Here is a 20,060-nt window from a genome sequence, read left to right as displayed (position 1 = left end):
ACAGGAAAGAGCCGCCCCGATCGGGCGGCTCTCACGTTTTCTCTATCGATTATCCAACTGCGCCCTTACCAGCTTCAGCCCCTTTTCCGTGATCCGGTAGGGATGGCCGTCGGTAGACCTGATGGCCTTCAGGCGCCTGAGCTTGCGAAAGAGTTCAATACCGAAATCGGGATAGAGCCAGCCGTCGCGCGTGTAGCAACTGGCGGTCTCGATTTTCTTTTTTTCGGTGCGTTCGAGTTCGATACGCCCGCCCTGGGCGAGCAGGTGCAGGATGCGCTGTTCTGCGCGGGAAATGTCCATGGTTTTCAAGATCCGGAAAGCGCCATAAGGCGCAACAAAACGATCCGGCGCTCCCTTCAGGGAAGCCGGGGCTTCGTTTTCTGGCCCAGCGCGCAAGAAGACTTGCGGGCGGGGCCTTTACCGGGGCTCAGACGAGTTGGACATAAAAACTCCATTGACGTAGCACTTTTAAAACAGGTTGCAGACGGCGGTCAAGTTTCACCCTTGTCAAACATAGCCGGCTATCCGGCGCTTGCTCTCATCTGGCCGCTGGAAAAAGGCGTTTGCCGGTGCTTTACTGCTGAAAACGCCTGGGGGCTCGATGATCCATATTCGCAATGCGCGTGAGGGCGAAACGGAGATATTGACCAATATCGGCCTGCGGTCGTGGAGCAAGGCCATGGGATCGGTCGGCGGCTCAGAGGCGATGCTTGAAAGTGCCAGCGATGCCTTCTCAAATTTCACCCGCGATGTCTGGTTGACGATTACCGTCGTCGAGCTGAACGGGGAGGTCGCCGGCTGGGCGGCGCGCGAGGCGCTGGACGAGACCATCTCCGACTTCTGGATCGATCCCGACTATCTGCGCCAGGGGCTCGGCTCGGCATTGCTGGCGCGTATCGAAGAGGATGTTCTGGGGCAGGGGCTGGAGAAGGTCTCGTTACAGACCCATGCCGACAACGGCGAGGCGATCGGCTTCTTCAAGGCCCATGGCTATGCCATTCATTGGCTCTCGGTCGTCTATTCTCCGAAGCTCGATCATGACGTGCCGACGGTCGGCCTCGTCAAGGCGCTGGTTGACAGCAGCGACGGGACATATGGTTCGGGCTTATAGCATCCGCGCGGTGCCGAAAGTCTTGCGCCGCCCCGCCAATTGCTCTACCTCACAAAGTTCAGAAGAACAGCATTTCAAGAGCTTCCCATGACCCTTGTCGACGTCCGTACCCCAGATCCGAAGCGCTTCATTCCCGGTGCCACCGGCGATTGGGAGATTGTTATCGGGATGGAAGTCCATGCCCAGGTGTTGAGCAAATCCAAGCTCTTCTCCGGCGCTTCGACCGAGTTCGGCAAGCCGCAGAATTCCAACGTCTCGCTGGTCGACGCCGCCATGCCCGGCATGTTGCCCGTCATCAACGAGGAGTGCGTCGCGCAGGCGGTTCGCACCGGTCTTGGCCTGAAGGCGCAGATCAACAATCGTTCGATCTTCGACCGCAAGAACTATTTCTATCCCGACCTGCCGCAGGGCTATCAGATCTCGCAGTTCAAGGATCCGATCGTCGGCGAAGGCAAGATCGTCATTTCGCTCGGTCCCGACCGTCAGGGCCAGTTCGAGGATATCGAAATCGGCATCGAGCGCCTGCATCTGGAGCAGGACGCGGGCAAGTCGCTGCACGACCAGCACGCCACCATGTCCTATGTCGACCTCAACCGGTCCGGCGTGGCGCTGATGGAAATCGTTTCCAAGCCGGACATGCGTTCGTCGGATGAGGCCAAGGCCTATATGACCAAGCTGCGCTCGATCGTGCGCTACCTCGGCACCTGTGACGGCAACATGGATGAAGGCTCGATGCGCGCCGACGTCAACGTTTCCGTGCGCCGTCCGGGCGGCGAATTCGGCACGCGCTGCGAAATCAAGAACGTCAACTCCATCCGCTTCATCGGCCAGGCAATCGAATACGAAGCCCGCCGCCAGATCGGCATTCTGGAAGACGGCGGCTCCATCGATCAGGAAACCCGGCTGTTCGACCCGAACAAGGGCGAGACCCGTTCCATGCGCTCCAAGGAAGATGCGCATGATTATCGTTATTTCCCCGATCCGGACCTGCTGCCGCTCGAATTCGACGACGCCTTCGTCACCGAGCTTGCAGCACATCTGCCGGAGCTGCCGGATGACAAGAAGGAGCGCTTCGTGCGCGAGCTCGGCCTGTCGATCTACGACGCCTCCGTTCTGGTCTCGGAAAAGGCGATTGCCGATTATTTCGAGACGGTTGCAGCTGGCCGTGACGGCAAGATGGCGGCAAACTGGGTCATCAACGACTTGCTGGGCGCCTTGAACAGAACCGGCAAAGATATTGAAGAGACTCCGGTTTCGCCCGCCCAGCTCGGCGCGATCATCGACCTCATCAAGGCCGAAACCATCTCCGGCAAGATTGCCAAGGACGTGTTCGAGATCGTGCTCACCGAGGGCGGCGATCCCGCCGAGATCGTCGAAGCCCGCGGGATGAAGCAGGTCACCGACACCGGCGCCATCGAAAAGGCCGTCGACGAGATCATCGCCGCCAATCCGGATCAGGTTGCCAAGGTCAAGGCCAAGCCGACGCTTGCCGGCTGGTTCGTCGGCCAGGTGATGAAGTCCACCGGCGGCAAGGCCAATCCGCAGGCCGTGCAGGCCCTGGTCAAGGCCAAGCTCGGCATCGAAGAGGAATAGTCGGGTGTATTTCGTCCGCACCGCCGGCGAGCAGGACCTGGAAAAGGTCCGCGCTCTGCTGCGCGAAACCTGGCATGCGACCTACGACAAGCTTTATGGCGCAGATAAGGTCAGCGAGCTGCATGGCTCCTGGCATTCTCTCCAGTCCCTGAAGGCCCGGCTTGCCAGAAAGAACTCCGAATTCCTCGTCGCGGACGATGGCAAAAACATCGGCGGCATGGGCTATGCCGCCATGTCGACGGAGCTGACGAAAACCGTCCTGCTCTACATGCTCTATGTCAGCCCGCGCTGCCAGCGTCAGGGTATCGGCCGCGATATCTTCGCCGAACTGGAAACCTGCTTTCCTGACGCAGAAGTCATGCGTCTGGAGGTCGAACCGCAAAACGAGCCGGCGCTCGCCTTCTATAGGGCACATGGTTTTGTCGAAGTCGGCCGCACGGAAAACTGCGGGAATGCACAATCCGGCATTCCGGCGCTGATATTCGAGAAGCCTCTCGAAAACCACTGAAAGCTGAGGCAGGTCGATCATGAACAACGCCGGTTTGATCATTCGCGAAGCTCGCGAATCCGATCTCCCCGCCTTGATCGCCCTTTTCGCCGCCGATGCGCTCGGCGGCCACGGCGATACCACCGACCCCTCCGCTTATGACGATTACCTCCGTGCCTTCCGCACCATCCAGTCCTCGTCCGACCAGACGCTTTATGTCGCCGAACTGGCTGGCGAAGTGGCGGGTACGTTCCAGACGATGATCACGACATCGCTGACTGGTCGCGGCTCTGCCGCGACGATTATCGAAGCCGTACAGACCCGTAATGACCTGCGCGGGCAGGGGATCGGTGCCGCGATGATCGAATTCTGCATCACCGAGGCAAAAAGTCGCGGTATGCGGATGGTGCAGCTGACATCGAACGCGGTGCGCACGGATGCCCACCGTTTCTATGAGAGATTGGGCTTCAAGCCGAGCCATCTCGGCTTCAAGATGGCTTTGAAATGACCGCTTTTCCCGCTGGAATCACTGGACAAGCAAGCCTAGTGGCGGCATAAGCGAGAGATCGAATTCTGGTATCGCTCGCCTTTTTGCGGGCACAAGGAAAAGACATGTGGAATTTACTCCTGCAAACCTTCACTTGGTGGAATGGTCAGACGATGGGCACCCGCTTCGCGACATGGCGGTTCGGCAAGCGCGTCGGCGAGGATGAATTGGGCAATGTCTATTACGAGGGCGGCATGTCGTCCTACGGTCTTCCTAAGCGCTGGGTGATCTACAAGGGTTACGCAGAGGCTTCCGCCATTCCTCCGGGCTGGCACGGCTGGATGCATCACCGCACCGACGTTCCGCCGACCAAGGACAATTACGTTGCCAAGGAATGGCAGATTTCGCACCGCGCCAATCCGACCGGTTCGCCGCAGGCCTATCGTCCGCCGGGCTCGCTCGCCGTTGCCGGCGAACGTCCGCGCGTCACTGGCGACTATGACGCCTGGACGCCGGGCAACTGAGCATAGAAAGCCGGCTCGTCCTTTGGCCACAATTGGCCTATAGGCGCAGAACATGCCGGCTCGTGCTCGGCGCTTCGACCGAGACCAAGCGGAGATTGGCGGATATGACGTTTTTCACGCGGAGCGCTACTTTGCGTGCGATGTCGGCAGCAGTTCTTGCCCTTGCCGCGGGAGCCCTGTTGCCACCGGCGGCAGAAGCCGCCCGCATTTCCAATCCGGTCGCCGTCTTCTCCGGTCTCGACAAGATTACCGGCCGCATCACCACCTTCGATGTCTATGTCAACGAGACCGTGCAGTTCGGCGCCCTGCAGGTGACGCCGAAGGCCTGCTATTCGCGCGATGATACCGAACAGCAGAAGGTCGACGGCTTCGTCGAAGTGGACGAGATCACCCTCGACCGCCGCATCCGCCGCATTTTCACCGGCTGGATGTTCGCCGACAGCCCCGGCCTCAACGCCGTCGAGCATCCGATCTATGACGTCTGGCTGAAAGAGTGCAAGCAGAAGTCAGATATCCCGCCGCCGGACTCGGCTGGTAGCAAGTAAAGCGCCTCTCCCCAGACTTTGACAACGCAGTGATGTTCGCCCGCAGAAGTTACCTTCCGCGGGCGATTTCGTTACTCATAGTCTCGCGGCGAAGCGGTGCTTATCTCAACCGGATACTGCTCTGTTTCGTCCCTGAGATCGATGCCAATGCGCGTGCCATCTTTGATCCTCCGCCGCATGGCGTCAGCGCGATCGGAATGGATTTGCAGTTTCCCGCTTTTATGCAGCGCCTGAAGCCGGGATCGTGAGATGCCGAGCTCCGAGGCAAGCAGGCGGTCCAGCCGTGCGCTGACGGGAAACGAGACCGCCAGTTCGATGTCCAGCTCGGTCCAGCCGTCCGTCTCGCTTATAACCTCCTTCTGAACATCGGCATCGGCAAATTCGTCGATACGCTGAGCCTTGCGCCTCAGTGCATCGAGGTCGAATTCCTGCGCCCGTATCCAGTTGATATCGTTGGTTTGCAACGCCTCGAGAGTGGCGGGGGCGAGCCCACGAACATTCTGGCGCTCGAAAAGCGTTCGGTTCCATGTCTTGTCGCAAGCCGAGCATTTATAGACGAGCCAGGCGTCGAGTTTCTTGCCGTTGGCGTTAAGCCTGACCTTGCCGCTGGATCTGAAGGGCTTGAGGCACCCGCAGCTGCTGCAGGCGATCCATGGCTGGGGCGCAGTTCGGGGATTGATGGTCCAGCGGACCTTTAGAATAGTGCACATACCGTCTTGGTCTTCCGTTCGGAAGTTCACCAAGCTGGCGGCAAGACAAGCCCTTCACGGGCGCGGTGTGGCGATGTCTAGGACGGATGAAGAGCTGAGACAGCAATGGCTGCGCATGGCGCATGTCAACAATGCCAAACCGGTCTCAGACCACCACCCGATGAACATGATCATATGCCGGGCGGCGATATGCTGCCCTGACATACGGGGTGAAATTGGATGAGACCGGTATTTACGAAGGCAAAATGAAACCTCGACGCGCCAACACTCTTCGCGTCAAGCGATAACAGACGGCAACCAGAATTTGAAGTCGTAAAAACATGAAGAGGCCGGTTGTCCTTTGGTGGGCAAAACCGGCCCGAATCATTCTTACGCGTCGGTGTTCTTGTCGCGGCGAAACAGCCCGAGGGCTTTGCGCCCGGCTGCCACAACGCCAGCGACCACGATGATCAATCCCTTCTTCAGCGCCAGAAGCGCCACGCCAAAACTCTTGAAGAAGCCGAGGACGACGGCGAGGAAGCCGAGCTTGGCCGCGATCTTCACGCCGGCACCGGCAGCAATCATGCCCGCCATGCTGTAGGCGGCGATCTTGTCGCCGTTGACGAAGTCGGCATAGCGCTTGCCGCTGTCATATTGGACGGTGTTGATAACGCTAGGGATGGCCGCGTTGATTTCCGGCAGTTGCTCGAGCCCGGCGACGAAATCAAGCTCGGTCACGCCTTCGCGGCCAAGGACACGCACCGAATAGTTCAGCGTGTGCGGAGCGTTCGGATCTTTGCCGAAAATCAGGTCGCGCGCCCAGTGGAGGGCGTGGGTCGCCTTGTCGTAATGCGGTGGTTCGGCCCAGCCGACCAGCGTGATCGGATCGTAGCCCGCCTTCTCGCGTTCGGGATTGCTCTCCTGGATCCCGTCCTGGATCTGTTTCAGCAGCGCCGTGTAGTCCGTCGAGGCGGCATCGTCATCGGAGACATGGCCGCTGCCGTCATAATCGATAACCGCGCCCCAGGAGCGCGGGTCGATCGGCGAATACTTCGCCGGGAAGATCATGCCGAATGTATTGCCGGCGGCGCTATCCGGGTTGCCCCAGAGCTGGACCAGCACCTTTCGCGTATCTTGCTGATTGAGATAGTAGAACTGATCCGAAACATTCAGCGTGGCGTTGGCGCCGGAAAGCTTGATCGCACCCTGCTGGAAGTCGAGCGTCTTCAGGACGGCCCCGTATTTGCCCTCCGGCACATCGGCGCCGAACATGTCGTGAAAGGACTTCGCCTCGGCCGGCGTTGCGGCCAGCGCGGCGAGAAAAGCGATTGCAAGATATTTCTTCAAGATACCACCCCCGGCTGTCGACCCGAAAGTAGCGGACTGATGAATTAAATCAATGCTGAGATGAGGATTCTTAACTGCCGGAGAAGCTCAAATTGGGCGATTCCATCGCCTTTTCCAGCATCCGGGCATATTCGTCCTTCGGCATGTCGATCGCGCCGAATGTCTTTAGGTGCTCAGTGGTGAACTGAGTGTCGAGCAGGGTGAAGCCCCGCTCTCTCAGTCGTTCGACCAGATGCACCAGGCAGATCTTCGAGGCGTCCGTGCGGCGTGAGAACATGCTCTCGCCGAAGAAGGCCGAACCGAGCGATACACCGTACAATCCCCCGACCAGCATGTCGCCGTCCCATGCCTCGACGGAATGGGCGTGGCCGATATGGTGGAGGGTCGAATAGAGCGCTCGGATCGTCTTGTTGATCCAGGTGCTGGGCCGGCCGCTGGTCTGCTCGGCGCAGGCGGCGATGACGGCGTCGAAATCCGCATTGAAGCGGATATCGAAGGGTTTTTGCCGGATGGTCTTCGCCAGGCTTTTCGAAATATGGAAGGCGCCGAGCGGCAGGATGCCGCGCAATTCCGGCTCGACCCAGAAGATTTCCGGGTCATCGGCCGATTCCGCCATCGGGAAGAGCCCGATGGAATAGGCGCGCAGCAGAATTTCCGGAGTAATGCCGGGATTTCTGCCGCGCGGCCGTGCCATGGGCGCTTAGACCGAGGTCTTCGCCAGGTAGTCTTCCAGCCAATGGATATCGTAATCGCCATTGGCGATATCCTGATTGGAAACCAGATCCTGGAACAGCGGCAGGGTGGTCTTGATCCCATCGACCACGAATTCGTCCAGCGCGCGGCGCAGGCGCATCATGCATTCGACGCGGGTGCGGCCGTGCACGATCAGCTTGCCGATGAGGCTGTCGTAGTAGGGCGGGATTTTGTAGCCCTGATAGGCGCCCGAATCGATACGCACGCCAAGACCGCCGGGGGCGTGGAAATGCGTGATCGTGCCGGGGGAGGGTACGAAGGTGCGCGCGTCCTCGGCATTGATGCGGCATTCGATGGCATGACCATGGAAATGCACTTCGTCCTGTGTCACCGACAGACCGCCGCCGGAGGCGACGCGGATCTGTTCGTGCACAAGATCGATGCCGGTGATCGCTTCCGTGACCGGATGCTCCACCTGCAGGCGGGTGTTCATTTCGATGAAATAGAACTCGCCGTTTTCGTAGAGGAATTCGATCGTACCGGCGCCGCGATACTTCAGCTTCATCATGGCGTCGGCGCAGATCTGACCGATTTTCATGCGCTGCTCGACGTTGAGCGCCGGCGAGTTGGCTTCTTCCCAGACCTTCTGGTGGCGGCGCTGCAGCGAGCAGTCGCGTTCGCCGAGATGGATGGCATTGCCTTCGCCGTCGCCGAACACCTGGATTTCGATGTGGCGCGGCTTGCCGAGGTATTTTTCCATGTAGACGGATTCGTTGCCGAAGGCGGCAGCCGCCTCGGTACGCGCCGTCGACCAGGCTTCAAGGACGTCCGCTTCCGTGCGGGCAACCTTCATGCCACGACCGCCGCCGCCGGCGGTGGCCTTGATCAGCACGGGATAGCCGATTTCCTTCGCCGTCTTCAGCGCTTCCTCTTCGGTCTTCACTTCGCCGTCCGAACCGGGAACGACGGGAATGCCGAGCTGCTGCGCGGTCGTCTTGGCGGTGATCTTATCGCCCATGATGCGGATATGGTCCGCCGTCGGGCCGATGAAGGTGATCCCATGTGCATCGAGGATGTCGGCGAACTTGGCGTTCTCCGACAGGAACCCATAGCCCGGATGTACGGCGTCGGCGCCGGTGATCTCGCAGGCGGCAACGATCTGATGGATGTTGAGATAGCTCTCGCGTGACGGCGGTGGGCCGATGCACACGCTTTCATCCGCCAGACGCACATGCATCGCGTCGGCGTCGGCTGTCGAGTGCACGGCAACGGTCGCGATGCCAAGCTCCTTGCAGGCGCGCAGCACCCGAAGGGCGATCTCTCCGCGATTGGCTATGAGTATCTTCGAAATCATGGGCATGGGCTTACTCGATGACCACCAGGGCTTCGCCGTATTCTACCGGGCTTCCATCCTTGATGAGGATTTCGGTCACGGTTCCGGACTTGGGCGCGGGGATCTGGTTCATCGTCTTCATCGCTTCGATGATCAGCAGCGTCTGGCCTTCCTTGACGACGGAGCCGACCTGGATGAAGGCGGCTGCACCCGGCGCGGACGCCAGGTAGACGGTGCCGACCATCGGAGCGCTGATGACGCTGTCCGGGTTGCGCACCTTGCCGGCGGGAGCAGCAGCTGCTGCCGGTGCGGCAGCGGGAGCCGCTGCGGCATAGGCCGGGCCTGCGATCGGCGCCTGAACGTATTGCGTCGTGCCAGCGCGGGAGACGCGGATACGCAGATCTTCCTGCTCGACTTCGATCTCGGTCAGATCGGTTTCATTGAGAATATTGGCGAGGTCGCGGATCAGCGCCTGGTCGATACCCGTTTTCTTTTCAGCCATGGATCTTGTGCCCTGTAATTCTTGTCATTGTGTGATGGATTTCAGCGCGTGCAGCGCCAGGATGTAACTGTGAGGCCCGAAACCGCAGATCATGCCCTTGGCGGCGGGCGCGATCATCGATTTGTGCCGGAATTCTTCGCGTGCGTGGATGTTGGAAATATGAACCTCCACCACCGGAACCGAGATGGCGCGGATTGCATCATGAAGCGCGATGGACGTGTGGCCATAGGCTCCGGGATTGATCGCGACGCCGACGGCAGTGTCGCCGGCTTCGTGCATCCAGTCGACCAGCACGCCTTCATGATTGCTCTGGCGGAAATCGATGACGAAGCCCAGGCTTTCGCCCACGGACTTACAATCGGCTTCGATATCCTTGAGTGTCTTGCCGCCATAGATGCCCGGCTCGCGCTTGCCAAGGGCATTCAAATTGGGTCCGTTCAGGACGAAAATGGTTTGCGCCATCAGAGGTTCCGTCAAAGTGCAGCGCAACCTATAGACTCCCGAGGGCCTAGAGGAAAGCCCCCAGATAAGAGGGTGTGCATGTCTGATGTGGAAACGCCCCGATTTTGGCGATTTTGCGCTCAATTCGGAAGCGGTTCGTTTTCATGAAGGCTCGAGCGCCTTTCAGCATGCTGCCCGACTGAGGCCGCTCGGGATGGTCAGGCCCTTTGGTTCAGCAGGTGGTCTTGCCGCAACTGCGGACATTGGCGATCTTCTGCTGGATGGCCTCGAGGCCGATAGCGCCCGAGATCGTCTCGTTGCCGATGACATAGGCTGGCGTGCCGGTGACGTTGAGATCGGTGGCAAGCTGGTAGGTGGCCTTGACCGAATCGGTGTTCGGGCTCTTGGCCATCTCGGCGCGGATCGCCGCTTCGCTGACGCCGAGCGAACCCGCGACTTCGATGGCGCTGTCTTCCGAAGCGCGGCCATCGCTGCCAAGCAGGGCGCGATGGAAGGCGGCGTACTTCTCAGGCGCCAGCTTGCGGAAAGCATCGGAGACCCTTGATGCCGCAACGGAATCCGGTCCGAGGATCGGGAATTCCTTGAGCACGAAGCGCACATTCGTGTCCTGCTTCAGCAGGGTTTCCATATCGCCGAGAGCATGGCGGCAATAGGTGCAATTATAGTCGAAGAACTCGACGACGGTGATGTCGCCCTTCGGATTGCCGATCGAGACATCGTTCTTGGAGTTGAAGATGGCATCCTTGTTCTGGGTGACCGCCTGGGCGGACTGGGCAAGGCGCGCCGCATCCTGCTTCTTCTCAAGCGCCGCCTGCGCATCCAGAAGGACTTCCGGATGCTCGACGAGGTATTCCTTGATGAACTCCCCAAACTCCTTCTTCTGCTGATCATCCAGCGCTGCGGCGGGCTGGACGAAGGCGAGCGATGCGGCAATGGCGACCGCCGAAACCGTCAGCAGAGTTTTGGAAAAAAGGGTCATTGGGTCCTCGTTTGAGTCGATGCTAAGACTTCATCGTCGCGTGCGACATAGCACCGGCAGGTTAAAGTCCGCAAATAGGTATCGGCAATTTACGGTGCATGCTTATTTCCAGAAACAGGAATTTTCACGGCGAAGCATCAATCGCGGGATTGTGAACACGCCGATATTGCGGCAATTGTCACACGCGAATCCGATAAGAAGAGAGAATTGACCTTGTTTTCCCTATCCAAACGCAGCGATGTCGAACCCTTCCATGCCATGGACGTGCTGGCGGAGGCGACGCGGCGACGGCAGGCGGGACATGCGGTCATTTCCATGGCCGTCGGCCAGCCGTCTCATCCGACACCCCAGGCAGCGCTTGCGGCGGCCCGCACGGCGCTCGATCACGGCCGCATCGGCTATACCGATGCGCTCGGCACCTTGGCGCTGAAGCGGGCGCTCGCCGGCCATTACCGGACACGGCATGGGCTGGAGATCGATCCCGCGCGGATCGCCATCACCACCGGTTCCTCGGCCGGCTTCAATCTCGCTTTCCTGACGCTGTTCGACCCCGGCGATAGTGTCGCCATTGCCCGGCCCGGCTACCCGGCTTACCGCAATATCCTTGCCGCCCTCGGGCTTGATGTCGTCGAGGTGCCTGTCACGGCCGAAACGCATTTCACGCTGACGCCGGAGAGCCTGGAGGCGGCGCAAGTGGCAAGCGGCAAGCGGTTGAAGGGCGTGCTGCTTGCAAGCCCCGCCAATCCGACCGGTACGGTGACGGGCAGGGCGGCGCTGAAGGCGCTCGCCGATTATTGCGCCGATCGCTCGATCGCCTTCATCTCCGACGAGATCTATCACGGCCTGACCTTCGTTGGCGAGGAGACGAGTGCGCTGGAACTGACGGACGAGGCGATCGTCATCAATTCCTTCTCGAAATATTATTGCATGACCGGCTGGCGCATCGGCTGGATGGTGCTGCCGGAGCGGCTGGTGCGCCCCGTTGAGCGCGTCGCCCAAAGCCTTTATATCTCGGCACCGGAACTGTCGCAGATTGCCGCCACGGCAGCGCTCGGGGCAGGGGCCGAACTGGACACCTATCGCGAAACCTATCGCCGCAACCGCGATTTCCTGATGCGGCGCCTGCCCGAAATCGGCTTCTCCATCGCCTCGCCGATGGACGGCGCCTTCTACGCCTATGTCGACGTAACCAGGTTCACCAACGACAGCATGGCCTTCGCCCGAAAGATGCTGGCAGACATCAATGTCGCCGCCACGCCCGGCCTCGACTTCGATCCGATCGAGGGACACCGCGCGATGCGCCTATCCTATGCCGGCTCGAATGCGGAGATCGAGGAAGCCGTCGAGCGCATGGCTGCCTGGCTGAAATAGAATCCTATATCAGCTACTTGCGATGGGTTTTGAAGGTATTTCAGGAAGTTCTTGAATCAAATTGTGAGGAGCGGGAGGCCCGCTAATCGGGCCGCATCGCCCTTCGACAAGTTCAGGGTGAGGCGGGGAGACTGTTCTGGCCTGTCCAAAATGAGCTCCACTTCCAAGCTTGAAGATCAGCAGTCCCCGAGCTTGAAGGGCTAGCCCTCACCCTGAGCCTGTCGAAGGGCGAGGGTGGTTTTGGGAAAAGAACAATCGTTCAAAACAAAAAAACCGGCCGTGTCACCACGGCCGGTTTTTTAATTCGTTCCGAACAGCAGTGTTCAGAAGAAACCACGGCGCTGCCACCAGCCAGCCTTCTTCGGCTTGCCGTCGCTGTCGGTGCCCTCGTTGGTGCGGGTGGATTTGACCACCGGCTCGGAGGAGGACGAGACATTCGATTCGCGGTTGGCGCGCGCCGGCTTGGCGGCTTCTGGTTCCGCTGCCACGACCGGTTCGGCCGGGGTGTCGAGAGCAACTGCGACTTCGGCAACCGTTTCGGCTTCGGTGTCAGCGACAGTCGTTGCTTCGACAACCGGGGCTTCCACAGGCGAAGTTTCCGCCTTCGGCTTGCGACGGCTGCGGCTCTTGGCGGGCTTTACGTCTTCGGTGACGGTGGATGCCGTCTCAACAGCGGCCATGGCCGGCTGGCTTTCGACGGCGGCTTCGCCTTCGGCAATGACGATTTCGGCGACTGTCACAGCGACATCGTTTTCGCCGTCATCCTCAGCGTCAGCGCCTTCGTCGGAACCGGATTCCTCGCCGGCAGCCAATTCATTGCCTTCACCATCGCGATTGCGACGACCGCCACGCTTGCCGCGACGGCGACGCTTGCGCTTCTGCTGAGCGTCTTCATCACTGCCGGAAACGGCCGAGATTTCACTGTTCTCGTTGTTATCGTCCTCGTCGCCTTCGTCTCCATCCTCATCGCCGTCTTCGGCGGAGGTGTCTCCGGGCTGGGAGGCTGTCTGGACTTCGTTGCCGCGACCACCGCGACGACGGCGGCGGCGCTTGCGCTTGCGATTGCCGTCATTACTCTCGGAAGACCGGGCAACAGGCGTCTGCTCGACGCTGGCTGCCTTTTCTTCCAGTTCTTCGTCTTCGTCCTCATCGGCCTCGATGACGATATCGTCGTCATCGTCTTCCGGAATGGCGGCGAAGTTGAACAGGGTTTCGATCTTCACCGGATTTTCCACCGGCTCGCCGCGATCGATTGCGAAATGCTGCGCACCGACGGCATTGTCAGCGCCGATGATGATGGCAACGCCGAAGCGGCTTTCATAATCGACGATCGTCTGGCGCTTGTGGTTGAGCAGGTAAAGCGCGATTTCAGGCGTCGTGCGGACGGTGATGTCGTGCGTGGTGTTCTTGAGCAGATACTCCTCGATCCCACGCAGAACATGCAGCGCGACCGAGGACTGCGAGCGTACATGGCCGGAGCCGCCGCAATGTGAGCAGACCTGCGTGGTGCTTTCCAGAACCGATGCGCGGATACGCTGGCGCGACATTTCCAAAAGGCCGAAATGCGAGATGCGGCCGACCTGGATGCGGGCGCGGTCGTTCTTCAGGCATTCCTTCAGCTTCTTCTCGACAGCGCGGTTGTTGCGCTTCTCTTCCATGTCGATGAAGTCGATGACAACAAGGCCTGCAAGGTCGCGCAGGCGAAGCTGGCGGGCCACTTCGTCGGCGGCTTCAAGGTTGGTCTGAAGCGCCGTGTCCTCGATCGAATGTTCGCGGGTCGAGCGGCCGGAGTTGACGTCGATCGAAACCAGCGCTTCCGTCTGGTTCATGATCAGGTAGCCGCCGGACTTCAGCGTGACCTGCGGCTGCAGCATGCGGTCAAGCTGCGCCTCGATGCCGGAGCGCGAGAAGATCGGATGGATATCGCGATAGGGCTGAACCACCTTGGCGTGGCTCGGCATCAGCATCTTCATGAAGTCTTTCGCTTCACGATAGCCTTCCTCGCCGGAGACGATGACTTCGCTGATGTCCTTATTGTAGAGGTCGCGGATCGAGCGCTTGATCAGGCTGCCTTCTTCATAGACGAGGCAGGGAGCGGTCGAAGCGAGCGTCAGCGTCCGGACATTTTCCCACAGGCGCATCAGATATTCGAAGTCGCGCTTGACCTCGACCTTGGTGCGATTGGCGCCGGCGGTACGCAGGATGACGCCCATGCCTAGCGGCACTTCGAGCATCTTTGCGATTTCCTTGAGACGCTTGCGGTCCTGCGGATTGGTGATCTTGCGGGAGATGCCGCCGCCGCGTGCGGTGTTCGGCATCAGAACCGAATAGCGGCCGGCAAGCGAGAGATAGGTGGTGAGAGCTGCGCCCTTGTTGCCGCGCTCTTCCTTGGCAACCTGCACCAGCAGGATTTGCCGGCGCTTGATGACTTCCTGGATGCGATATTGCTTGCGCGGCTTGCGCTGCACACGATCCGGAACCTCTTCCATCGCGTCTTCGGCGCCGACGGATTCGATCACTTCCTCTTCATGGTCGTGATCATCATCGTCGTCATCGTCATGACGACGCTTGGAAACGTCGACGTCTTCGGAGATCGAATCGGTTTCAACCATCGCGGCCATTGAGCCGGAGGGGTCTTCCTCGTCTTCGCCGGGTGCGTCGACCTTTGCCTCGGCTACGGGTGCTTCGTCGGCGGGAGCTTCCGCGACCACCTTCTTGCGGCTGCGGCGCGGCTTGGCCTTCTTGACCGGAGCTTCCGCTTCCTCGGTAGGAGCGGCTGCCTCGAGGGCAGGGGCCTCTTCCGCGATGGCGGCTGGGGCTTCATCCTTCTGGACGATGCCGATATCCGGCTGGTCCTGCTGCGAAAGGTCGAGCGCCGTTTCGACATGCTCGACATCGTCGTCGCGGCGATGCTCTTCGGCTTCCGCCCTCAAGAGCGCCTGCCGGTCAGCGAGCGGGATCTGGTAATAGTCGGGATGGATTTCGGCAAAGGCCAGGAAGCCGTGCCGGTTGCCGCCGTAATCCACGAAAGCGGCCTGTAGCGAGGGTTCTACCCTGGTTACCTTGGCGAGATAGATGTTGCCGCGGATTTGCTTCTTGTGCTGCGACTCGAAGTCAAATTCTTCTATGCGGTTCCCGCGAACGACAACGACGCGCGTCTCTTCCTCGTGAGACGCGTCGATAAGCATTTTGTCTGCCATGAAAGTTGTGCTCCTCGGCGCCGGCATGCGGAAAGGGTCCGGCCTGTCATTGAGACAGGCTGGATGCAATCCATCACTGCTGCACCGGATAATGAAAGTCGCGATTGGTTGTTTTGCGATGACAACAGCCAGACGGCAACCGGGACGTTAGTTCCCCGGGGTCTGTTCACTTCTTGAGAAAGCTGCTGCGGTAACATCCGTAACCAAGCGAGATCGACAATGCCTTAGACCCAAGATCGGGTCCGATGAATGTGCTCTCTAAAGAGCGTTTGGTGGCTCTCCACCGATGAATTTCCCGCGCAAAACCGGAAATCCAGATATCCAGTATGGGGGTAGAAGCACTGGAGACGGCGGATGACGGCCGCGGATGGCGCCTAGTACTCTGAGGCGGCTGCCTTTGCGGCGGACTCTATCCCGTCAACACTTATACCCTAATATGCGTTGTATGTTTTATCTGTCACAATAGCAAGGGGAAAGCCAAGTATGCCATAATATTGATGGATTCGTCAGATGATGAAGGTCCGAGGGCCGCGTTTTCGATTCTTCATCCGGCGTGCCGTCATATCAAAGACTATCGTGCCATCGATGGCTTTCCCGTCCTTTTGGGACTTCAAAAACGACATCGGAATCAATATGGGGCGCGGCGGGCAGTTGGCAAAGGGATTGCGGCATGGGACGGAGAGTGGCGTGAGGGTGTTGCGAATGGCAATAGCGGCTCTCGCCGTGACGGCTCTTTCAATTGTTTCGCCGCTTGGTAGGGCTGAGGCCGCCGCCGATCCCGTACTTGCCTATGGTGCCCGCATTGCCGGTGATGACGCCCGTACCCGCATCGTCATCGACATGGACCGCGAGCCAGCCTTTTCCGTCCATTATCTCGACAACCCCGTTCGCGTCGTCGTTGACCTCCCGGCAACCGCCTTCGGCTTTCCGGCTGCCAATCTGAAGCCGACCGGTCTTTTCAAGGATATCCGCTACGGCACCATGGATCAGGACAGCGCCCGCATCGTGCTGACGGCAACCAAGCCCGTAAAGCTGGTCATGGCCAAGGTGCAGCCCGACGAAAATGGCAAGGGGCATCGCCTCGTGCTCGATGCGGAGATGCTGCCTGCCGCCCAATTCGCGGAGCTCGTCAAGCAGCAGAGCTGGACCAGTGATGATACCGCCAAGGATGTCGGCCCGGTGGCGCCAATGGAAAAACCCGATCCGGGCACCTTCCTCGTGGCCGTCGATGCCGGCCACGGCGGTATAGATACAGGCGCGACTGCCAGCGATGGCGTCACACAGGAAAAGGAAATCACGCTCGCCTATGCCAAGCTTCTGGCCGACAGACTGAATGCCCAGCCCGGCATCAAGGCTTTCCTCACGCGCGACAAGGACGAATATCTGTCGCTATCGCAACGGGTGACCATCGCCCGGCAAAACCACGCCTCGCTCTTCATATCGCTGCATGCCGATACGTTGAAGCAGAAGGATATTCGGGGCGCGACCGTCTACACCATTTCCGACAAGGCCTCCGACAAGCTCGCCAGCGAAGTGGCAGACCGCGAGAATAATTCCGATCAGCTCGCCGGTGCCGAGACACAGGCCCAGCCCGCCGCCGTCGCTGACATCCTCATGGATCTGACCCGGCGCGAGACGCAGGCTTTTTCGATATCGCTCGCGCAGGACGTGCTGACCTCCTTCAACGGCCAGATCGCCATGATCAACAATCCGCATCGTCACGCCGGATTCCGCGTATTGCAGGCGCCGGACGTGCCTTCCATTCTGCTTGAACTGGGTTTCCTGTCGAACAAGGACGACGAGAAGTTGCTGCTCGATCCCGATTGGCGGCAGAAGCTGGTGGGGCAGTTGACCAATGCGGTTAAACAATACCGCGCTTCTATCGTTGCGAATGGCGGCTAAAAGGGTATGGACGGCGGGCGCCGTTCGTGTCTTCCATGTAACAGCCGCTGCTAATAGGCCTGGATGAAATGGCAAATACCGGCAGGAGCCCTATTTTGCTCACATTCCCGCCGTTACAGCGAAGTATCGTTCGCCCACGGACGGCATGCACGGCTTTGTGTTGTTGTCGTCTTGCATTAACACCGTCAGCGTGCAAAACGCCCGTAAATATGCGATGGTTTCGCATATGTGCCGCATGAAGAAGAAGCACCGGTAGCATCATATGGTCAGACTGATAGGATATTTCTTTGGACTGGGCTGCATCCTGTTCCTGGGTGTTGCGGCCGCGGCGGCTATTTATCTGAGCGTCGTCTCCAAGGATCTGCCGGACTACGAGGTCCTGGCGAAGTACGCGCCGCCGGTAACGACGCGCATCCACGCGGGCAACGGCGCGCTGATGAAGGAATATTCTCGCGAAAATCGGCTGTTTATCCCGATCCAGGCCATTCCCGATCGCCTCAAGGCTGCCTTCCTCTCGGCCGAAGACAAGAATTTCTACAATCATCCCGGCGTCGATGTCGGTGGCCTGATGCGCGCCATCGCCGTCAACCTGCAGAATATCGGTTCCGGCCGCCGCTTTGTCGGCGCATCGACCATCACGCAGCAGGTTGCCAAGAACTTCCTGCTTTCGGCTGACCAGACCTTTGACCGCAAGCTCAAGGAAGCGATCCTGTCCTTCCGCATCGAGCAGGCCTACAGCAAGGACAAGATCCTAGAGCTCTATCTCAACGAGATCTATTTCGGCCTCAATTCCTATGGCATCGCCGGTGCGGCGCTTACCTATTTCGACAAGTCGGTCAACGAACTGACCATTGCCGATTCGGCCTATCTCGCCTCGCTGCCCAAGGGTCCGGCCAACTACAATCCTTTCCGCCATCCGGAAGCTGCGATGACCCGCCGCAACTGGGTGATCGACCGCATGGTCGAGAATGGCTATGTCAGCCAGAGCGATGGGGAAGAGGCCAAGAAGCAGTCTCTCGGCGTCGTTCCGCCGAAGAATGGGCCGTCGCTTGCCGCCTCGGATTTCTTTGCCGAGGAAGTTCGCCGGCAGTTGATCGATCAATATGGCGAGAAGGCTCTCTATGAGGGCGGTCTTTCCGTGCGTACCTCGTTTGATCCGCAATTGCAGCTTGAAGCGCGCAAGGCGCTGCAGGACGGCCTCATCGACTATGACGAGCGCCGTGGCTTCCATGGACCGATCAAGCAGATCGCCACGTCGCAGGATTGGGGTCCGGAGCTTGCCAAAATTCCGACTTTGAGTGATGTTCCCGAGTGGCAGCTTGCCGTGGTGCTTTCCGTATCCGACCAGGCGGTTGATATCGGCCTGCAGCCGAGCGTCGATGCCGCCGGCAGGGTTGCAACCGAGCGCAAGCGTGGTGTCATAGCTGCCGCCGATATGCGTTGGGCGTTCCGCCTGGCGGGCGGCAAGACGGTGAAATCGCCGAGCGGCGTGCTCAGCCCCGGCGATGTGATCTTCGCCCAGAAGACCGGCGGCGCGGATTCCAGCACCTATCGCCTGCGCCAGCCGCCGAAAGTGCAGGGTGGTCTCGTCGCGATGGATCCGCATACCGGCCGCGTGCTCGCCATGGTCGGCGGCTTCTCCTACGCGCAATCCGAATTCAACCGCGCCACCCAGGCCAAGCGCCAGCCCGGCTCGTCCTTCAAGCCTTTCGTCTATGCCGCGGCCATGGACAACGGCTACACGCCGGCTTCGGTCATTCTCGATGATCCCTTGCAGATCACCCTCAGCAATGGCGATGTTTGGAAACCGACAAACTATGAAGGCGAGGGCGGTGGTGCCCATACGCTTCGCTTTGCCATCGAGCATTCGCGCAACCTGATGACCGTGCGCCTCGCCGCCGACATGGGCATGCCGCTGGTTGCCGAATACGCCAATCGCTTCGGTATCTACGACCGCATGAATCCGGTGCTTGCCATGTCGCTTGGCGCCGGCGAAACGACGGTGCTGCGCATGGTTTCGGCCTATTCGGTCATTGCCAATGGCGGCAAGCAGATCAAGCCGACATTGATCGACCGCATTCAGGACCGCTATGGCGCCACCATCTTCAAGCATGAAGAGCGCGTCTGCGAGGCCTGCAATGTCAGCGAATGGAAAAACCAGGACGAGCCCGTGATCGCCGACAATCGCGAACAGGTACTCGACCCGATGACGGCCTATCAGGTCACGTCGATGATGCAGGGCGTGATCCTTCGCGGCACGGCCGCCGGCAAGATCAAGCTGAACACCGACGTCGCCGGCAAGACCGGCACGACCAATGACGAGAAGGACGCCTGGTTCGTTGGTTACACACCGAGCCTCGTTGCGGGCCTCTATATCGGCTACGATACGCCGAGCACGCTCGGCCGTGGCGGAACCGGCGGTTCGCTCGCCGCGCCGATCTTCAACGAATTCATGCAGGCCGCCACCCAGGGGCAGCCGCCGCAGAAGTTCCAGGTTCCGGCGGGCATGACGATCACGGCGGTCAATCGCGGAACCGGCATGGCGGCTCAGCCCGGCGATCCGAATGCCATCATGGAAGCCTTCAAGCCCGGCACCGGCCCAGCCACGACCTTCACGGTCATTGGCGGCGGCGATGCTTCGGCACAGGTCGCGCCCGAGGAGATTCTCAGAACCTCGCCGCAGGCCAATCAGGCGGTCACCTCCGGTTCTGGCGGCCTCTTCTGATCCCATCGGATTTGTTCAATGAACATGCCGCGGGGCTTTACAGCCGCGGCATGTGTATCTATGTCACCAGCACTCTTTGAATTGAACAGCGGTTCACATCGAACAGCCGA

18 protein-coding genes are annotated in these 20,060 nt (G+C 59.9%); 9 read left to right on the top strand and 9 right to left on the bottom strand.

Features of this window, described 5'->3' with window-relative positions:
* Nucleotides 1-42 precede the first annotated feature (42 nt).
* Nucleotides 43-300 carry a YjhX family toxin gene (locus AC1RO0_RS17250; protein WP_498594085.1) on the bottom strand — a complete coding sequence of 86 codons (258 nt, stop codon included), beginning with the start codon at nt 298-300 and terminating at the stop codon, nt 43-45.
* A gap of 301 nt (nt 301-601) precedes the next feature.
* Here AC1RO0_RS17250 and AC1RO0_RS17245 point away from each other — a divergent pair, with 301 nt between their 5' ends.
* The 6 genes from AC1RO0_RS17245 to AC1RO0_RS17220 all read left to right on the top strand — a co-directional run bounded on the left by AC1RO0_RS17245 (nt 602) and on the right by AC1RO0_RS17220 (nt 4,747).
* Entirely contained in the window at nt 602-1,111 is a 510-nt protein-coding gene (locus AC1RO0_RS17245; RefSeq protein WP_498594084.1) for a GNAT family N-acetyltransferase, read from the top strand.
* An 87-nt stretch (nt 1,112-1,198) separates the two neighbouring features.
* Nucleotides 1,199-2,704 carry an Asp-tRNA(Asn)/Glu-tRNA(Gln) amidotransferase subunit GatB gene (gene gatB / locus AC1RO0_RS17240; RefSeq protein WP_498594083.1) on the top strand — a complete coding sequence of 502 codons (1,506 nt, stop codon included), beginning with the start codon at nt 1,199-1,201 and terminating at the stop codon, nt 2,702-2,704.
* A 4-nt stretch (nt 2,705-2,708) separates the two neighbouring features.
* A complete protein-coding gene (locus AC1RO0_RS17235; RefSeq protein ID WP_498594082.1) occupies nt 2,709-3,212 on the top strand; it encodes a GNAT family N-acetyltransferase in 504 nt (167 codons plus the stop codon).
* A gap of 19 nt (nt 3,213-3,231) precedes the next feature.
* The gene (locus AC1RO0_RS17230; RefSeq protein WP_498594081.1) at nt 3,232-3,699 is read left to right on the top strand and encodes a GNAT family N-acetyltransferase; all 468 of its coding nucleotides are present in this window, start codon (nt 3,232-3,234) and stop codon (nt 3,697-3,699) included.
* A gap of 104 nt (nt 3,700-3,803) precedes the next feature.
* Nucleotides 3,804-4,202, top strand: a complete 399-nt coding sequence (locus AC1RO0_RS17225) for an NADH:ubiquinone oxidoreductase subunit NDUFA12 (RefSeq protein WP_047465105.1) — start codon at nt 3,804-3,806, stop codon at nt 4,200-4,202.
* 104 nt (nt 4,203-4,306) lie between these two features.
* Nucleotides 4,307-4,747: a DUF2155 domain-containing protein gene (locus tag AC1RO0_RS17220; RefSeq protein ID WP_498594080.1), complete on the top strand. Its 441-nt coding sequence runs from the start codon at nt 4,307-4,309 to the stop codon at nt 4,745-4,747.
* A 71-nt stretch (nt 4,748-4,818) separates the two neighbouring features.
* Here AC1RO0_RS17220 and AC1RO0_RS17215 read toward each other — a convergent pair whose 3' ends face one another.
* From AC1RO0_RS17215 to AC1RO0_RS17185, 7 genes are all read right to left on the bottom strand, one after another.
* Nucleotides 4,819-5,457, bottom strand: coding sequence for a DUF1062 domain-containing protein (locus AC1RO0_RS17215; protein WP_498594079.1), 639 nt, complete (start codon nt 5,455-5,457; stop codon nt 4,819-4,821).
* 369 nt (nt 5,458-5,826) lie between these two features.
* Nucleotides 5,827-6,783 carry a DUF2167 domain-containing protein gene (locus tag AC1RO0_RS17210; protein WP_498594078.1) on the bottom strand — a complete coding sequence of 319 codons (957 nt, stop codon included), beginning with the start codon at nt 6,781-6,783 and terminating at the stop codon, nt 5,827-5,829.
* A gap of 70 nt (nt 6,784-6,853) precedes the next feature.
* On the bottom strand, nt 6,854-7,477 hold the full coding sequence (aat, locus tag AC1RO0_RS17205; RefSeq protein ID WP_498594077.1) for a leucyl/phenylalanyl-tRNA--protein transferase: 624 nt from the start codon (nt 7,475-7,477) through the stop codon (nt 6,854-6,856).
* A 6-nt stretch (nt 7,478-7,483) separates the two neighbouring features.
* Nucleotides 7,484-8,836 (bottom strand): acetyl-CoA carboxylase biotin carboxylase subunit, encoded by a 1,353-nt coding sequence (gene accC, locus AC1RO0_RS17200; RefSeq protein ID WP_007691978.1) that lies wholly within the window; start codon nt 8,834-8,836, stop codon nt 7,484-7,486.
* A 4-nt stretch (nt 8,837-8,840) separates the two neighbouring features.
* Entirely contained in the window at nt 8,841-9,311 is a 471-nt protein-coding gene (accB, locus tag AC1RO0_RS17195) for an acetyl-CoA carboxylase biotin carboxyl carrier protein (protein WP_498594076.1), read from the bottom strand.
* 24 nt (nt 9,312-9,335) lie between these two features.
* Complete coding sequence (gene aroQ / locus AC1RO0_RS17190; protein WP_007691976.1) at nt 9,336-9,773, bottom strand: type II 3-dehydroquinate dehydratase; 438 nt, start codon at nt 9,771-9,773, stop codon at nt 9,336-9,338.
* Between the two features lie 211 nt (nt 9,774-9,984).
* A complete protein-coding gene (locus tag AC1RO0_RS17185) occupies nt 9,985-10,752 on the bottom strand; it encodes a DsbA family protein (protein WP_498594075.1) in 768 nt (255 codons plus the stop codon).
* Nucleotides 10,753-10,965: 213 nt separating this feature from the next.
* Between AC1RO0_RS17185 and AC1RO0_RS17180 the strand changes: the two genes are divergently transcribed.
* Nucleotides 10,966-12,123, top strand: coding sequence for a pyridoxal phosphate-dependent aminotransferase (locus tag AC1RO0_RS17180; RefSeq protein WP_498594425.1), 1,158 nt, complete (start codon nt 10,966-10,968; stop codon nt 12,121-12,123).
* 323 nt (nt 12,124-12,446) lie between these two features.
* Here AC1RO0_RS17180 and AC1RO0_RS17175 read toward each other — a convergent pair whose 3' ends face one another.
* A complete protein-coding gene (locus tag AC1RO0_RS17175; protein ID WP_498594074.1) occupies nt 12,447-15,323 on the bottom strand; it encodes an Rne/Rng family ribonuclease in 2,877 nt (958 codons plus the stop codon).
* Nucleotides 15,324-16,025: 702 nt separating this feature from the next.
* On the opposite strand from AC1RO0_RS17175, the gene AC1RO0_RS17170 reads away from it, so the two are divergent.
* The gene (locus AC1RO0_RS17170; protein WP_498594073.1) at nt 16,026-17,225 is read left to right on the top strand and encodes an N-acetylmuramoyl-L-alanine amidase; all 1,200 of its coding nucleotides are present in this window, start codon (nt 16,026-16,028) and stop codon (nt 17,223-17,225) included.
* 262 nt (nt 17,226-17,487) lie between these two features.
* Nucleotides 17,488-19,950: a penicillin-binding protein 1A gene (locus AC1RO0_RS17165; RefSeq protein ID WP_498594072.1), complete on the top strand. Its 2,463-nt coding sequence runs from the start codon at nt 17,488-17,490 to the stop codon at nt 19,948-19,950.
* Nucleotides 19,951-20,060 lie beyond the last annotated feature (110 nt).

The sequence above is a fragment of the Rhizobium sp. GW821-FHT14E12 genome, assembly GCF_058803745.1.
Note: the sequence above shows the minus strand (reverse complement) of the source record. Positions and strands in the feature narration are given on the sequence as shown.

Excerpts from the sequence above, each read along its gene's own strand:
- AC1RO0_RS17165 (WP_498594072.1), top strand. The coding sequence starts at position 17,488 with ATGGTCAGACTGATAGGATATTTCTTTGGACTGGGCTGCATCCTGTTC.
- gatB (WP_498594083.1), top strand. The coding sequence starts at position 1,199 with ATGACCCTTGTCGACGTCCGTACCCCAGATCCGAAGCGCTTCATTCCC.
- AC1RO0_RS17170 (WP_498594073.1), top strand. The coding sequence starts at position 16,026 with ATGGCAATAGCGGCTCTCGCCGTGACGGCTCTTTCAATTGTTTCGCCG.
- aat (WP_498594077.1), bottom strand. The coding sequence starts at position 7,477 with ATGGCACGGCCGCGCGGCAGAAATCCCGGCATTACTCCGGAAATTCTG.
- AC1RO0_RS17175 (WP_498594074.1), bottom strand. The coding sequence starts at position 15,323 with ATGGCAGACAAAATGCTTATCGACGCGTCTCACGAGGAAGAGACGCGC.
- AC1RO0_RS17245 (WP_498594084.1), top strand. The coding sequence starts at position 602 with ATGATCCATATTCGCAATGCGCGTGAGGGCGAAACGGAGATATTGACC.
- AC1RO0_RS17225 (WP_047465105.1), top strand. The coding sequence starts at position 3,804 with ATGTGGAATTTACTCCTGCAAACCTTCACTTGGTGGAATGGTCAGACG.
- accC (WP_007691978.1), bottom strand. The coding sequence starts at position 8,836 with ATGCCCATGATTTCGAAGATACTCATAGCCAATCGCGGAGAGATCGCC.
- AC1RO0_RS17215 (WP_498594079.1), bottom strand. The coding sequence starts at position 5,457 with ATGTGCACTATTCTAAAGGTCCGCTGGACCATCAATCCCCGAACTGCG.
- aroQ (WP_007691976.1), bottom strand. The coding sequence starts at position 9,773 with ATGGCGCAAACCATTTTCGTCCTGAACGGACCCAATTTGAATGCCCTT.
- AC1RO0_RS17220 (WP_498594080.1), top strand. The coding sequence starts at position 4,307 with ATGACGTTTTTCACGCGGAGCGCTACTTTGCGTGCGATGTCGGCAGCA.
- AC1RO0_RS17250 (WP_498594085.1), bottom strand. The coding sequence starts at position 300 with ATGGACATTTCCCGCGCAGAACAGCGCATCCTGCACCTGCTCGCCCAG.
- AC1RO0_RS17185 (WP_498594075.1), bottom strand. The coding sequence starts at position 10,752 with ATGACCCTTTTTTCCAAAACTCTGCTGACGGTTTCGGCGGTCGCCATT.
- accB (WP_498594076.1), bottom strand. The coding sequence starts at position 9,311 with ATGGCTGAAAAGAAAACGGGTATCGACCAGGCGCTGATCCGCGACCTC.
- AC1RO0_RS17230 (WP_498594081.1), top strand. The coding sequence starts at position 3,232 with ATGAACAACGCCGGTTTGATCATTCGCGAAGCTCGCGAATCCGATCTC.